The following is a 12,709-nucleotide window of genomic DNA, read 5'->3' on the forward strand; positions in this document are numbered from 1 at the left end:
TTCAGCCCTCGGCGGCGAATGGCTTGCCGAGGGAAGCGGGGACGTTGAGGCGCATCAGCGCGGCGTTGCGCGAGATCAGCACCAGCACGACGATGGTCACGAGATAGGGAAGGGCGGACATGAGCTCGGACGGCAGGCCGATGCCGGCGCTCTGGGCAAAGAGCTGGGCGATGGTGGCGCCGCCGAACAGATAGGCGCCGAGAAAGCAGCGGCCCGACCGCCAGGTGGAAAAGACGACGAGCGCCACGGCGATCCAGCCGCGTCCGGCGATCAGTCCCTCGGTCCAAAGCGAGGTGTAGACGATCGACACGTAGGCACCCGCGATGCCGGCGCTGGCGCCGCCGAACAGCGTGGCGAGGTAACGGATCGTGTTGACCGGATAGCCGAGCGCGTGGGCGGAGGTGGGCGATTCGCCGACGGCGCGCAGGATCAGGCCGCTGCGGCTGCGGTTCAGGAAATACCAGACGCAGGCGAAGAAGATCCAGGAGAGCCAGACGAGCGGATGAAGCTGGCCGAGAACCGCGCCCAGCAAGGGGATTTTCGCGGCAAGGTTGGACGCTGTTGACGGCTCCATCACGATCGCCTTTCCGATGTAGGGCTTGCCGATGAACGAGGCGAGGCTGGTGCCGAAGATCGTCAATGCCAGCCCGACCGCGATCTGATTGGCGCGGAAGCCGACGGCGAGAACGGCGAACATCAGGGCAAGCAGCATGGCCGCCAGCATGGCTGCGAATACCGCGAGCCACAGGCTGCCCGTCGCCATCATGACGATGAAGGCGATTACCGCGCCGATGACCATCATGCCCTCGACACCCATGTTGAGCACGCCGGAGCGTTCGGCCACGAGTTCTCCGAGCGCGGCATAGATCAGCGGCGTGCCGGCAACGAGCGTGGCCACGAGAATGGGAAGGAACTGGTCCATCAGGTGGTGGCTCCCTGCCGGTTGGAGGACTGGAAGCGGACGCGGTACTGAATGAAGACGTCCGTCGTCAGCAGGAAGAAGAGCAGCGTGCTCTGCAGCAGGCCGGTGATCGAGGACGGCATGCCGAGTGACATCTGCGCGACGTCGCCCGAAAGATAGAGCAACGCCATCAGTAGGCCGGAGAGCAGGATGCCCACCGGGTGCAGCCGCCCGAGAAAGGCGACGATGATCGCCGCGTAGCCATAGCCGGGCGAGGCGGTCGGGAAGATCTGGGCGAGGGGCCCGGCGATCTCCCCGACGCCCGCGATGCCTGCCGCGGCACCGCTCGCCAGCATGCCGATCCAGACCGCGCATCTGACGCTGAAGCCGGCGTAGCGCGCGGCTCCTTCGGAGAGGCCGGTAACCTTGAGCTGGAAGCCGGCGAAGCTGCGGTTCATAAGCAGCCAGCCGGCCAGCACCGCGCCGAGCGCGAAGAGCACGCTGACATTGGCGCGGGTGTTTTCGATCAGGATCGGGAAGAGGGCATCCGGCGCCAGCGGTTCCGACTGCGGGAAGTTGAAGCCGGCCGGATCGCGCCACAGTCCGAAGACCAGCCATGAAAGCCATAGCGCCGCGACATAATTGAGCATCAGGCTGACCAGGATTTCGCTGGCATTGAACCTGGTGCGGAGCAGTGCGGGGATGGCAGCCCAGAGGACGCCGCCGATGGCGCCGGCGATGACCATCGCGGGCAGAATCCACCAGCCGCCGGTCGCGCCGTAGTTCAGCGCCACATAGCCGGCGAAGATGACGCCCACGGTCAGCTGCCCTTCCGCGCCGACGTTCCAGATGCCGGCGCGAAAGCCGATCGCGAGCCCGACACCGATCAGCACCAGGGGAGCGGCCTTGATCAAAAGTTCGCCGAAACCATAGAGATCGGCGAGCGGTGCGGTCAGAAAGGCGATCAGCGCCTCCAGTGGATTCAGCCCGGCAAGGGCAAAGAGCGCCATCGCGACGATCGACGTCAGCGCGATCGCGATGACCGGCGACATCAGGATCATGATGCGCGAGGGGTTGGGGCGCGGTTCAAAGCGCATGGGCAAGCTCCTTGCTGGCGCGTTCGTCTGGGGCATCGCCGGCATCTTGGCCGGACATGGCCATACCGATCGCATCGCGGTTCGCCTCCGCGATCGGTATGGCCCCTGTCAGCCGGCCGCCGGCTATGACGGCGATCTGGTCGGAAATCTCGAAGAGTTCGTCGAGTTCTTCGGATATGACGACGATCGCCGCACCCCGATCGCGCAGGTCCAGCAGCGCCTGGCGGATGACCAGTGCCGCGCCGACATCCACGCCCCAGGTCGGTTGCGAGACGATCAGCACGCCCGGCTCCTGCAGGATCTCGCGACCGATGATGAATTTCTGGAGATTGCCGCCCGACAGGCTGCCGGCGCGCGCCTGCGCGCCGGGCGTCCTGACGTCGAAGGCCTTGATGCAGCGCTCGGCATAGGCCTTGACGCGATCGAAGCGAATGAGGCCGGCGCGAACGGCGCCGTTGCGATTGGCGGTGAGCAGCACGTTCTCCAGGAGCGGCAGCGAGGGGACGGAACCTTGCTTGAGCCGATCCTCGGGAACGGAGCAGAGACCAAGCCGCCGTCGGCCGGCCGGATCGCGATGGCCCGCCGGCATGCCGTCGATGGTGATCGCACCGGCGTTCGACAGTGGCGTTTCGCCCGACAGTGCCGCCAGCAACTCCTGCTGGCCATTGCCCGAGACGCCGGCGATCCCGAGGATCTCACCGCCGCGCACCGCAAAGCCGATATCGGCGAGCGCCGTTCCGAACGGGTCCTGGGTGGGAAGCGTCAGGCCGGAAACGCTGAGGCGCGTTTTGCCGGCCGGCGTGTGGCCGCGATGACGAAAGCCCGGCAGCTCGGCGCCGATCATCATGCGGGCCATCGAGGCCGGGCTTTCCTGCCTCGGGTCGCACATGCCGGTCACCCGGCCGCCGCGAAGGATCGTGGCCGTGTGGCAGAGATCCCTGATCTCGTTCAGCTTGTGGCTGATATAGAGAATGCTGCATCCCTCGGCCGCGATCTGGCGCAGCGTGACGAACAGCGTTTCGACCGCCTGCGGCGTCAGCACCGAGGTCGGCTCGTCGAGAATGAGCAGGCGCGGATTCTGCAACAGCGCGCGGATGATCTCGACCCGCTGCCGCTCGCCGACAGACATCGTGTAGATATGCCGGCCGGGCTCGACCGGCAGACCATAGCGCGCCGCGACCTCCGCGATCCGCCGCGACAACGGCTCGATCGCCGGCCGTCCCGGAAGCGCCAGCGCGATGTTTTCCGCCACCGACAGCGTATCGAACAGCGCGAAGTGCTGGAACACCATGCCGATGCCGAGCTTCTGCGCATCGGCGGGCGAAGCGATCGATACTTCGCGCCCATCCCACAGGAGTTCGCCGGAATCCGGCCGCACCATGCCATAGATGATCTTCATCAGCGTCGACTTGCCGGCTCCGTTCTCGCCGACCACGGCATGGATCTCGCCAGGCCGGACACGGAGGTCGATCCCGTCATTGGCGACCACAGCCGGATAGGCCTTGCGGATGCCGCGCAGTTCGAGCCGATGTTCGGATCTATGTTCGGTATGTGGCGATAGTGGCATGATGACAATCTTGGCTACATGATCTCTATAATCATGTATGCAACATTGATGCCAGTCCGTATCGATCGACGTCTTGAGCCAGACGCTAGTGCGCTAGGCATATGGATTCATTTAGATAAAGTGGCCTCGAAGCTTGGTCGTGCGTGTCCGCTCAAATTATGATCGACGACTTTTCGTCTACATAAAATGCAAATTCATGTATACCTGACTGAAAAAGCGGCACTCAGCTCGCTTCGCGGGCGGAGAAGCGGGAGAGGATCGAGCCGAGGTCGGGCTCGACAGCTGCCTCGTCCTCGAAGAGGGCCCGGCTTTCCACGGATGAGAGATGATCGTCCATCAGGCGCTCTGCCGCGGCGATATCCCCTTTCTTGAGCGCGCCGATGAGTCCGGAGTGCTCGCTGATGGCGCATTCGCTGGAATGCGGGCGGCTGTACATGGCAAGGATCAGCGAACAGCGCGACACGAGTTCGGAAAGATAGCGCTCCAGCAGCGCGTTGCCCGCAAGGTCGGCAAGCTTCAGATGGAACTCGCCGGCCAGCCGCGTCGAGAGCCGGACGTCACCCTTGGCGTGAGCCGCTTCCTCTTCCTGCACGTGCTCGCGCAGGCTCTTCTCGATGGCGGGGCTCCAGCGCTTGACCACCGCCTTCATCACCTCGCGTTCCAGTGCGCGCCGCACGGCGAACGCGTCGCGCGCTTCCTCTAGGCTCGGCTGGGCCACCGTTGCGGTGCGCTTGTGATAGGTGTCGACCAGCCCTTGCGCCTGTAGCTTGGCCAGCACGGCGCGCACCAGCGTGCGGCTCATGGAAAAGTGCCGGCCGATCTCGTCTTCCGGCAGCTTGGTGCCGGCTTTCAGCGCCTGCTCGATGATGGCTTGCCGGAGGGTGCGATGGGCGATGTCTACCCGGTCGGAATTCGATGACATGAGGGCTTCGGAATGTTCGGTTGGTGTGTACGTTATAATGCTCCTGAAGAATACAACAAGCACTGTTCTCGTTAAGCGTTGTTGTTGACGCCAACCTTGGCGCGATGGTGTCCGCGCATGAATTGGCAAATGCGCTGACCTTCCAACGGTGGCAGCCCGCGCTGCTTGATTGGTACGAAATCCCAGAAGTGAGCACGGCGTCCATTTCTTCCGGCGGCCAGGGACTTTGCGTGTGTCACCGGTCGACACATCCGCGGGCGTGGTTCATGAAAACCAGATAAGGCCGTGAGTTGTATCGCGCACATAGCTGCACCTTGACGGGCGTAAGGCTATGGATCGCGAAGCATTTTAGCTGGCTTGGTCGGATTGAGAGGCGGATCCATGGGGCTGTTTGGAATTCTGCTTGGGCTCGGATTGCTGATGTGGTTCGCCTATCGCGGATGGAGCGTGCTCCTGCTGGCGCCAGCGGCTGCCCTTGTCGTTGCCGCGGCCTCCGGCCAGCCGTTGCTTCCGCATTGGACCTCGACCTTCATGATGGGCACGGCGCGGTTCGTCACGCAGTGGTTCCCGATGTTCCTGCTGGGCGGCATCTTCGGCAAGATGATGGATGACAGCGGGTCCATCACGTCGATCGCCCGTTTCCTGACGGAGCGGCTGGGCGTGAAGCGAACCATGCTCTCCGTGGTGCTGGCATCCGCTGTTGTCACCTATGGCGGTGTCAGCGTGTTCGTCGCGTTCTTCGTGCTCGTGCCAATGGCGCGGGAGATGTTTCGCGCGGCGAATATTCCGGCGAGGCTGATGCCGGCGGCGATCGGCCTCGGCGCCTTTACCTTCACCATGTCGGCGATGCCCGGTACCCCCTCGACGAACAACGCCATCCCGATGCCCTACTTCGGCACGACGACCTTCGCCGCGCCGGGCCTCGGTATCATCGCCTCGATCATCACCTTCGCGTTCGGGATGTGGTGGCTGGCGCGCATAGAGGCCAAGGCCCGCGCCGCCAACGAAGGATACACGGAGGACGAGACGCCCGTCGTCATCACGGAAAAGGTGCGCGAACAGGCAACGACCTCGGGCGACTTCGACCCGAGCGAGCTCACCCATGGCAAGAAGAGCGATGAGGGCCCGTCCTTCCTCTTCGCGGTGCTGCCGCTGATTGTCGTCATCAGCGTCAATTTCCTGATGGCACTCGTGGTGCTGCCCCGGATCGACTTCTCGAGCGCCGAAGCCGCGCTCGGCATCAACATCACCTCCACGCTCGGCGTGTGGGCGGTCCTCATTGCGCTGGCCGCGGCGATCGTCACCGTGATCGCCGCCAATTATGGACGGCTGGGCGCATTGCGCGAAAGTCTCGACGCGGGCGCCAACTCGGCTGTCCTTCCTATCATGACCGTTGCAAGTCTCGTCGGTTTCGGCGCGGTTGTCGCGGCCATGCCAGCCTTCAATGTGGTGCGCGACGCCGTCTTGCAGATGCCTGGCGGCCCGCTCGTCTCGCTGGTCGTGGCGATGAACGCGCTGGCCGCGCTAACGGGGACGGCTTCCGGCGGCATGGCCATCGCGCTCAACGCGCTCGGCGCCGAATACATGCGTCTTGCTGCTGCGTATGGCATCGATCCCGCGCTCATGCATCGCCTGACGACCATCAGCGCCGGTACGCTCGATGCACTGCCTCACAACGGCACCGTGCTTCTGCTCCTGCAGATCAGCAGGCAGACACATGCCGGAAGCTATTTCGACATGGTGATGACCGTGATCGTCGGCGTCATCATCTCGCTTGTCGCGGTCTTCGTGCTCGGGTCGATGTTCGGTTCGTTCTGAACAGGTCTTCATCGACTGGGCGGGCAAGATGAGCGCGATGAAATGCCTGAACTACCGGATGTCAATCGTTCCTGTTCGATCAACCTTAGGAAGGCTCGTACCATGAAAAAGATGCATCTCTTGATCCTTGCGCCGTTGCTGATGGTAAGCACGCCGGCATTCGCGCATGTTGGCTCTGGCGACAACGGTTCCTTCATTTCCGGCTTCCTGCATCCTCTCTCGGGAGCGGATCACGTGCTCGCCATGGTCGCGGTCGGTCTGTGCGCGGTCATGCTTGGGAGCGGTGCACGGCTGGCCATCCCCGCGGCTTTCGTCGGCGTCATGCTCCTTGGCTTCTTCGCAGCGCTGGCCGGCTTGCCTCTGCCCTTAGTCCAACGGGTCATTCTCGCCTCGTCGGTCGTCATCGGGCTGTTGGTCGCGATTGCTCGCCCGGCGTCGCCCGGGCTTGTCGCCGCAATCGTCGGCGGATTCGCATTCTTCCATGGGCATGCGCATGGCGCTGAACTGGCAGGCGCAAACGCCTTGTTCTTCGGCATGGGCTTTGTGCTGGCGACGGCGCTCCTGCACGCGGTGGGGATCGGAATGGGCGTTGCCGCCGGTCGCCTGACACGCGGCACGGCGGCCTTGCGGATTGCCGGCGGAGCCACGGCACTTGGCGGCGCGCTGTTGCTGGCGAGTTGAACGTGGACGCATTTGAAGACCGCAGGCCGGATTTCGGTCCGGCCGCGGGTAATCGCTTCGGGAGATGCATGTGACGTTTCAACCAACATCGGGCGGCCTGCCGCTTCAGCTTCTGCGGCTGGTGAGCCCAAGCCAGCCGGTTGGTGCGTTCGCCTATTCCCGTGGGCTCGAATGGGCCGTCCACGATCGGACCGTTCGCGACGAGGCGACCGCGCGCGACTGGATCTTCAGGCTGATCGAGCACAGCTACGCCGTCTGCGATGCGGCGCTGTTCCTGCGCATGATGCATGCGCTCGAAGCGGAGGATCGCGCGGCGTTCCTCAAGGCCGACGCATGGCTTTCTGCCGCGCGCGAAAGCAAGGAGGTGGAACTGGAAGACAAGCAGATGGGCGCGTCGATGCTCACGGTTCTCCGCGATCTCGGCGTCTCCTCCGCGAAATCCTTCACCACGGTGAAGCTTACCTATCCGGCGGTCTTTGCGCTCGCGGCCGTCAACTGGAAGATCGCGCCGGCGGATGCGTTGCGTGGGCTGCTGTGGAGTGCCGTCGAGGGCCAGGTGTCGGCCGCCATCCGGCTGGTGCCGCTGGGGCATACCGCCGGGCAGCGGCTTCTCATCGCGGCCGCCGAGGTCATAGAGCGGGCGGCCCGCAAGGCGGAGATGACAGGCGACGACGAGATCGGCAATGCGGCGCCGGCAATGGCAATGGCAAGCGCATGGCATGAAACGCAATACAGCCGGCTGTTTCGTTCATAGACTCCGACCGGGCAAGCAGCCGGATCTCATGCAGTCCAAGCAATCCGAGAAGGAATACTGTCTTGATTTCGTTGTTCCGCGGTCTCCGGTCCATTCTCATACTTGCTGCCGCGGGTGTGCTTTTCGGTGCTTTCCTGATGTTCTGGGAGGCCATTTTGATGCTCGTGGAAACCTTCAGGATGACGCGGCTCAATGCGGATATGTCGGTCATCGTTTCGGTGCTGCGCGCCACCGACAAGATCCTCCTGGGCATCGTGCTGATGGTTGTTGGTTGCGGCATCGCTCTCGGCTTTGCCCTCGATATCCCGCCGGAACAGCGATCTAAGCTGCCGCAGTGGATGATCATCGATACGGTCGCGGAACTGAAGAACCTCTTCTTCCAGATGATCATTCTCTATCTGGTCGTGCACTTCGCGGCCCAGGTGGGTGAGATGCAGACACCGCCGCAATGGGAGTCGCTCGTGCTTCCGGTCTCGGCGCTGCTCCTGGCGGGTGCCATGAAGCTGACCGCCAGCTCGCACCATCTGTCGGAAGAGACGCGGCACGACAGAAGCGAGGGGCGCGAGAGGAAGAGACCAGACAAGCCGGGGTGAATGCGCTTGAGCGAGTTTGCGGAGTGGCAGGAAGGGCCGGGAGGCCGGAATTGGAAGGGCTTTTCGCCGATGGCCGATGGTTGGCATGCCGAGCTTGATTTGTGGTTCGCGAACTCCCACGGGAAGACGCGCCTGATGCGCAGGCGGCATGTCGGTCCGCTTGCGGTGCAGCGCGCCTTTCATCCCGAGGATGACGGCTCCGCCCATGTCTATATCCTGCATCCGCCCGGAGGGGTGGCCGGCGGCGATGTCCTCGATATCACCTGCCGTCTTGCGCCCGAGGCGCGCTGTGTCCTGACCACGCCGGGCGCGACGAAATTCTACCGCAGCGAGCACGGCACGAGTACGCAGCGCATACGGATCGATGTCGGCGCCGGCGCGGTCTGCGAAAATCTTCCGCAGGAGACGATCCTGTTCGAAGGCGCGGATGCCTCGATCAGCACGCGCGTCATGCTCGGTGAGGACGCGGCCTATGTGGGTTGGGATTTCGTCAGCCTCGGTCGCCCGGCCGCGGGCGAGGGCTTCGCGAGCGGACGGCTTGCCCAACGCGTCGAGATTTTTCGCAACGACGAGCTGATCTGGTTCGAGCGAATGGCGTTTTCGCGAGCGCCGGACGTCCTCGACGCTCCGGTCTTCTTTGCCGGAAAGCCCATCGTCGGAACCATGGTCTATGCGGGACCGGCGCTGGAAAACACCGTCGAGCATATCCGCGACGAGCTCGGCGCGCAGGCGCGGGGCGTCTTCTCGGCCAGCCAGCTCAAGCGCGTGATCGTCTGCCGATATCTCGGAAGCCGGATGTCCGAGGGCAAGGCACTTTTTCTGCAAGCGTGGAGCATTCTTCGCGAACGCGGCCTGATGAAGAAGGCCGTCGCTCCGCGCATCTGGGCAACGTGAACAGCAAACAAGGAGGCAAGCTCATGGAACTGCTACCGCGTGAAAGAGACAAGCTCCTGATCTTTACGGCCGGACTGGTCGCCGAGCGGCGCAAGGCGAAGGGTCTGAAGCTGAATTATCCCGAGGTCATCGCCTATATCTCGGCGGCCCTGCTGGAAGGCGCCCGCGAGGGGCGAACGGTGGCGGACCTGATGTCCTACGGCGCGACGCTGCTCACCCGCGAGGAGGTCATGGAGGGCGTGCCCGAGATGATCCCCGACATCCAGGTGGAGGCAACCTTCCCCGACGGTACGAAGCTCGTCACCGTCCACAACCCGATCCCATGAGGAGGCCATCATGATACCCGGCGAATACTTCATCGAGAATGGCTCGATCGACCTCAATGCGGGCAGGCAGACACAGAAGATCGATGTCGCCAACTCCGGTGACCGGCCGATCCAGGTCGGCTCCCACTATCATTTCTACGAGACGAACGAGGCGCTTCTTTTCGACCGCGAGCCCACGCGCGGGTTCCGGCTCAACATTCCGGCCGGTACGGCGGTCCGTTTCGAGCCGGGCCAGGAGCGAACGGTGGAGCTTGTGGCGCTCGACGGCAAGCGTGAGGTTTACGGGTTCAACGCCAAGGTCATGGGCAAGCTGTAGGAGGCTATGATGGGAACGATCACAAGGCAGACCTATGCCGATCTCTACGGCCCGACCAAGGGCGACAGGCTTCGGCTGGCCGATACCGAACTCGTCATCGAGATCGAGGAAGACCGCACGGTTTACGGCGAAGAGGTGACCTTCGGCGGCGGCAAGGTGATCCGCGACGGCATGGGGCAGGGTCAGCGCCCCCATGCCGAGGTCGCCGACGTCGTCATCACCAATGTCATCATCATCGACCATTGGGGCATCATCAAAGCCGATGTCGGCATCAAGAACGGACGGATCTCGGGGATCGGCAAGTCGGGCAATCCGGATATCCAGCCCGGTGTGACGATCGTCGTCGGTGGCGCGACCGACGTCATTGCGGGGGAAGGCAAGATTCTCACCGCGGGCGGAATCGATACCCATATTCACTTCATCGCCCCGCAACAGGCGGAAGAGGCGCTGGCGAGCGGCACGACGACGCTCGTCGGCGGCGGCGCCGGCCCGACGGTGGGCACGCTCGCGACCACGGTAACGGCCGGCCCGTGGGCGATACACCGCATGCTCGAGGCGGCGGAAGCATTGCCGATCAATGTCGGGCTGCTCGGAAAAGGCAATATCAGCCTGCCCGATCCGCTGCGCGAGCAGGTCCGCGCCGGTGTTGTCGGCCTCAAGCTGCACGAGGATTGGGGCACGACGCCGGCGGCGATCGACAATTGCCTGACCGTTGCCGACGAGATGGACGTGCAGGTCGCGCTTCACAGCGATACGCTCAACGAGAGCGGTTTCGTGCGCGACACCTTCGCGGCCATGAAGGGACGCACGATCCACAGCTTCCACACCGAAGGCGCCGGCGGCGGGCATGCGCCCGATATCATCACGGCGGCGGGCGAGGAGAATGTGCTGCCATCGTCCACCAACCCGACAAGGCCCTATACGATCAACACCGTCGACGAGCATCTCGACATGCTGATGGTCTGCCACCATCTCAGCCCGCAGATTCCGGAAGACGTCGCATTCGCGGAGTCACGCATCCGGCGCGAGACGATCGCGGCGGAAGACATTCTCCACGATCTCGGCGTGTTTTCGATGATGTCGTCGGATTCGCAGGCGATGGGCCGCATCGGCGAGACGACGCTGCGGTGCTGGCAGACGGCGCACAAGATGAAGGTGCAGCGCGGTCCGCTGCCTGAAGATAGCGGGCGCAACGACAATTTCCGCGTGAAGCGCTATGTCGCCAAGTACACGATCAACCCAGCCCTGACGCATGGGTTCGCCGACCAGATCGGCTCGATCCAGGTCGGCAAGCGCGCCGATCTCGTGCTCTGGAAGCCGGCATTCTTCGGGATCAAGCCGCAACTGGTGCTGATCGGCGGCATGATCGCTATCGCGCCGATGGGCGATCCCAACGCCTCGATCTCGACGCCGCAGCCGGTGCACTACCGTCCGATGTACGGCGTGCTCGGAAGGGCGCTCGGCTCGACGGGCGTCACCTTCGTGTCGCAGGCGGCACTGGATGACGGGATCGGCGAGAAGCTCAGACTGTCCAAGCAGCTCGCGGCCGTAAAGGGCACGCGAACCGTGCGCAAGAAGGACATGGTGCATAACAATCTGACGCCGAAGCTGGAAGTCGATCCGCAAAACTACAATGTGCGCGTCGATGGCCAGCTGATCACCTGCGAGCCGGCGGATGTATTGCCGATGTCACAGCGATACTTCCTCTTCTAGGGACAAAACAGGCAGGGTGCGACATCGCGCCCGAGCCGGACCACCACGCCGCGCGAACGAGGCATGCCGTCGCTTCCGGGCTGGCCGAAGGAGCAGAGATCAATGAATTTGGATCGTTTCCGTGATCATCCGTCGCTGTTCTTCGTGGACTGGTCGCTGCGCGGCGTGGGCCAGGTCGTCTTTCAGAATAATCCCCTGTCCGGGCTGGTGATCCTCGCGGCACTTGCGTGGAATTCCTGGATCTACGCCGCGATCTGCGTGCTCGGCGTCATCTCGAGTACGGTGACCGCGCTTGTTCTGAAGGCCGACAGGGCGGTCATGCGCGATGGATTATACGGTTTCAATGGCGCGCTGGTGGGGCTGGCGCTCGTCGCCTTCACGAGCGAGGATTTTCGCACGGGCGCCATACCGTCCGTGGCCATGGTCGTCTATCTCGTTTGCGCTGCCGCCTTCACGACCATGGCTTTCGCAAGCATGGGGGCGGTTCTGGCGCCCTACAAGACCGCGCCCCTCACGATGCCTTTCGTTCTTGTGGGATGGCTGTTTCTGTTCGCGGTGCTGAAATTCGACGCGATCGATGCGGGACCGATGGCGAAGCCCGTGTCGCCCGATCAGTTTTCCGAGACGGTCCCATATGTGCTTGCGACCTGGTACGAGGGGATCGGGACCTCGATCGGGCAGATATTCTTTCAGGATAACTGGATCTCCGGCTACCTCATCGTGATCGCGATCGCGCTGAATTCCCGTGTCACCGCTGCTATGGCCCTGCTCGGCGCGGTCGTTGGCACGGTGGTGGCGGCCGTCTACGGTGGTCCGGAGGGCGCGGTTCGCGACGGACTCTTCGGTTACAACTCCGCGCTGACAGCCATGGCGCTGGGTGGCGTCTTCCTGGCGCTGACCTGGCGCAGCCTGCTCTACGCGGTCTTCGGCGCGGTCATTTCCAGCTGGCTCTGGGCATCCGTCGCCATTTTCCTCAAGCCGATCGGGATGCCGGTCCTGACCTCCACATTCGTCCTTGTCACCTGGCTCATGCTCTTGGGGCAGGGGGCGTTCAAATCGCTTGCACCGGCCCCGACGGATGAGCCAACCGCTCCCGAGGAAAGCCGAGCCGGGTAGATACTCGCCGG

13 protein-coding genes are annotated in these 12,709 nt (G+C 63.7%); 9 read left to right on the forward strand and 4 right to left on the reverse strand.

Translation table 11 applies throughout. The annotated features are described in order from the left end of the window. Nucleotide 1: 1 nt before the first annotated feature. The 4 genes from GGQ67_RS03310 to GGQ67_RS03325 all read right to left on the reverse strand — a co-directional run bounded on the left by GGQ67_RS03310 (nt 2) and on the right by GGQ67_RS03325 (nt 4,487). Nucleotides 2-922, reverse strand: coding sequence for an ABC transporter permease (locus tag GGQ67_RS03310; protein WP_183898729.1), 921 nt, complete (start codon nt 920-922; stop codon nt 2-4). After that, nucleotides 922-1,998, reverse strand: a complete 1,077-nt coding sequence (locus tag GGQ67_RS03315; protein WP_183898730.1) for an ABC transporter permease — start codon at nt 1,996-1,998, stop codon at nt 922-924. Before GGQ67_RS03315 ends, GGQ67_RS03310 begins: the two co-directional genes overlap by 1 nt. After that, a complete protein-coding gene (locus tag GGQ67_RS03320; RefSeq protein WP_183898731.1) occupies nt 1,988-3,565 on the reverse strand; it encodes an ABC transporter ATP-binding protein in 1,578 nt (525 codons plus the stop codon). The genes GGQ67_RS03315 and GGQ67_RS03320 overlap by 11 nt, the downstream gene beginning before the upstream one ends. 223 nt (nt 3,566-3,788) lie before the next feature. Continuing rightward, complete coding sequence (locus GGQ67_RS03325) at nt 3,789-4,487, reverse strand: GntR family transcriptional regulator (protein ID WP_183898732.1); 699 nt, start codon at nt 4,485-4,487, stop codon at nt 3,789-3,791. A 381-nt stretch (nt 4,488-4,868) separates the two neighbouring features. On the opposite strand from GGQ67_RS03325, the gene GGQ67_RS03330 reads away from it, so the two are divergent. From GGQ67_RS03330 to GGQ67_RS03370, 9 genes are all read left to right on the forward strand, one after another. After that, complete coding sequence (locus GGQ67_RS03330) at nt 4,869-6,305, forward strand: GntP family permease (RefSeq protein WP_183898733.1); 1,437 nt, start codon at nt 4,869-4,871, stop codon at nt 6,303-6,305. Between the two features lie 102 nt (nt 6,306-6,407). Next, complete coding sequence (locus GGQ67_RS03335; protein WP_183898734.1) at nt 6,408-6,986, forward strand: HupE/UreJ family protein; 579 nt, start codon at nt 6,408-6,410, stop codon at nt 6,984-6,986. Nucleotides 6,987-7,050: 64 nt separating this feature from the next. Next, nucleotides 7,051-7,740, forward strand: a complete 690-nt coding sequence (locus tag GGQ67_RS03340) for an urease accessory protein UreF (protein ID WP_183898735.1) — start codon at nt 7,051-7,053, stop codon at nt 7,738-7,740. Nucleotides 7,741-7,811: 71 nt separating this feature from the next. After that, nucleotides 7,812-8,333 (forward strand): YqhA family protein, encoded by a 522-nt coding sequence (locus tag GGQ67_RS03345; RefSeq protein WP_246400110.1) that lies wholly within the window; start codon nt 7,812-7,814, stop codon nt 8,331-8,333. A gap of 135 nt (nt 8,334-8,468) precedes the next feature. After that, the gene (locus tag GGQ67_RS03350) at nt 8,469-9,227 is read left to right on the forward strand and encodes an urease accessory protein UreD (RefSeq protein WP_246400081.1); all 759 of its coding nucleotides are present in this window, start codon (nt 8,469-8,471) and stop codon (nt 9,225-9,227) included. 23 nt (nt 9,228-9,250) lie between these two features. Then, entirely contained in the window at nt 9,251-9,553 is a 303-nt protein-coding gene (ureA, locus tag GGQ67_RS03355; protein ID WP_183898737.1) for an urease subunit gamma, read from the forward strand. Between the two features lie 10 nt (nt 9,554-9,563). Beyond that, entirely contained in the window at nt 9,564-9,869 is a 306-nt protein-coding gene (locus GGQ67_RS03360) for an urease subunit beta (protein WP_183898738.1), read from the forward strand. Between the two features lie 9 nt (nt 9,870-9,878). Continuing rightward, nucleotides 9,879-11,582: an urease subunit alpha gene (ureC, locus tag GGQ67_RS03365; protein WP_183898739.1), complete on the forward strand. Its 1,704-nt coding sequence runs from the start codon at nt 9,879-9,881 to the stop codon at nt 11,580-11,582. 102 nt (nt 11,583-11,684) lie between these two features. Beyond that, entirely contained in the window at nt 11,685-12,698 is a 1,014-nt protein-coding gene (locus GGQ67_RS03370) for an urea transporter (protein ID WP_183898740.1), read from the forward strand. Nucleotides 12,699-12,709: the final 11 nt, after the last annotated feature.

This window comes from Rhizobium metallidurans (assembly GCF_014196505.1).
Classification (GTDB): Bacteria; Pseudomonadota; Alphaproteobacteria; order Rhizobiales; family Rhizobiaceae; genus Rhizobium; species Rhizobium metallidurans.

Excerpts from the sequence above, each read along its gene's own strand:
- GGQ67_RS03310 (WP_183898729.1), bottom strand. The coding sequence starts at position 922 with ATGGACCAGTTCCTTCCCATTCTCGTGGCCACGCTCGTTGCCGGCACG.
- GGQ67_RS03315 (WP_183898730.1), bottom strand. The coding sequence starts at position 1,998 with ATGCGCTTTGAACCGCGCCCCAACCCCTCGCGCATCATGATCCTGATG.
- GGQ67_RS03320 (WP_183898731.1), bottom strand. The coding sequence starts at position 3,565 with ATGCCACTATCGCCACATACCGAACATAGATCCGAACATCGGCTCGAA.
- GGQ67_RS03325 (WP_183898732.1), bottom strand. The coding sequence starts at position 4,487 with ATGTCATCGAATTCCGACCGGGTAGACATCGCCCATCGCACCCTCCGG.
- GGQ67_RS03330 (WP_183898733.1), top strand. The coding sequence starts at position 4,869 with ATGGGGCTGTTTGGAATTCTGCTTGGGCTCGGATTGCTGATGTGGTTC.
- GGQ67_RS03335 (WP_183898734.1), top strand. The coding sequence starts at position 6,408 with ATGAAAAAGATGCATCTCTTGATCCTTGCGCCGTTGCTGATGGTAAGC.
- GGQ67_RS03340 (WP_183898735.1), top strand. The coding sequence starts at position 7,051 with ATGCATGTGACGTTTCAACCAACATCGGGCGGCCTGCCGCTTCAGCTT.
- GGQ67_RS03350 (WP_246400081.1), top strand. The coding sequence starts at position 8,469 with ATGCGCAGGCGGCATGTCGGTCCGCTTGCGGTGCAGCGCGCCTTTCAT.
- ureA (WP_183898737.1), top strand. The coding sequence starts at position 9,251 with ATGGAACTGCTACCGCGTGAAAGAGACAAGCTCCTGATCTTTACGGCC.
- GGQ67_RS03360 (WP_183898738.1), top strand. The coding sequence starts at position 9,564 with ATGATACCCGGCGAATACTTCATCGAGAATGGCTCGATCGACCTCAAT.
- ureC (WP_183898739.1), top strand. The coding sequence starts at position 9,879 with ATGGGAACGATCACAAGGCAGACCTATGCCGATCTCTACGGCCCGACC.
- GGQ67_RS03370 (WP_183898740.1), top strand. The coding sequence starts at position 11,685 with ATGAATTTGGATCGTTTCCGTGATCATCCGTCGCTGTTCTTCGTGGAC.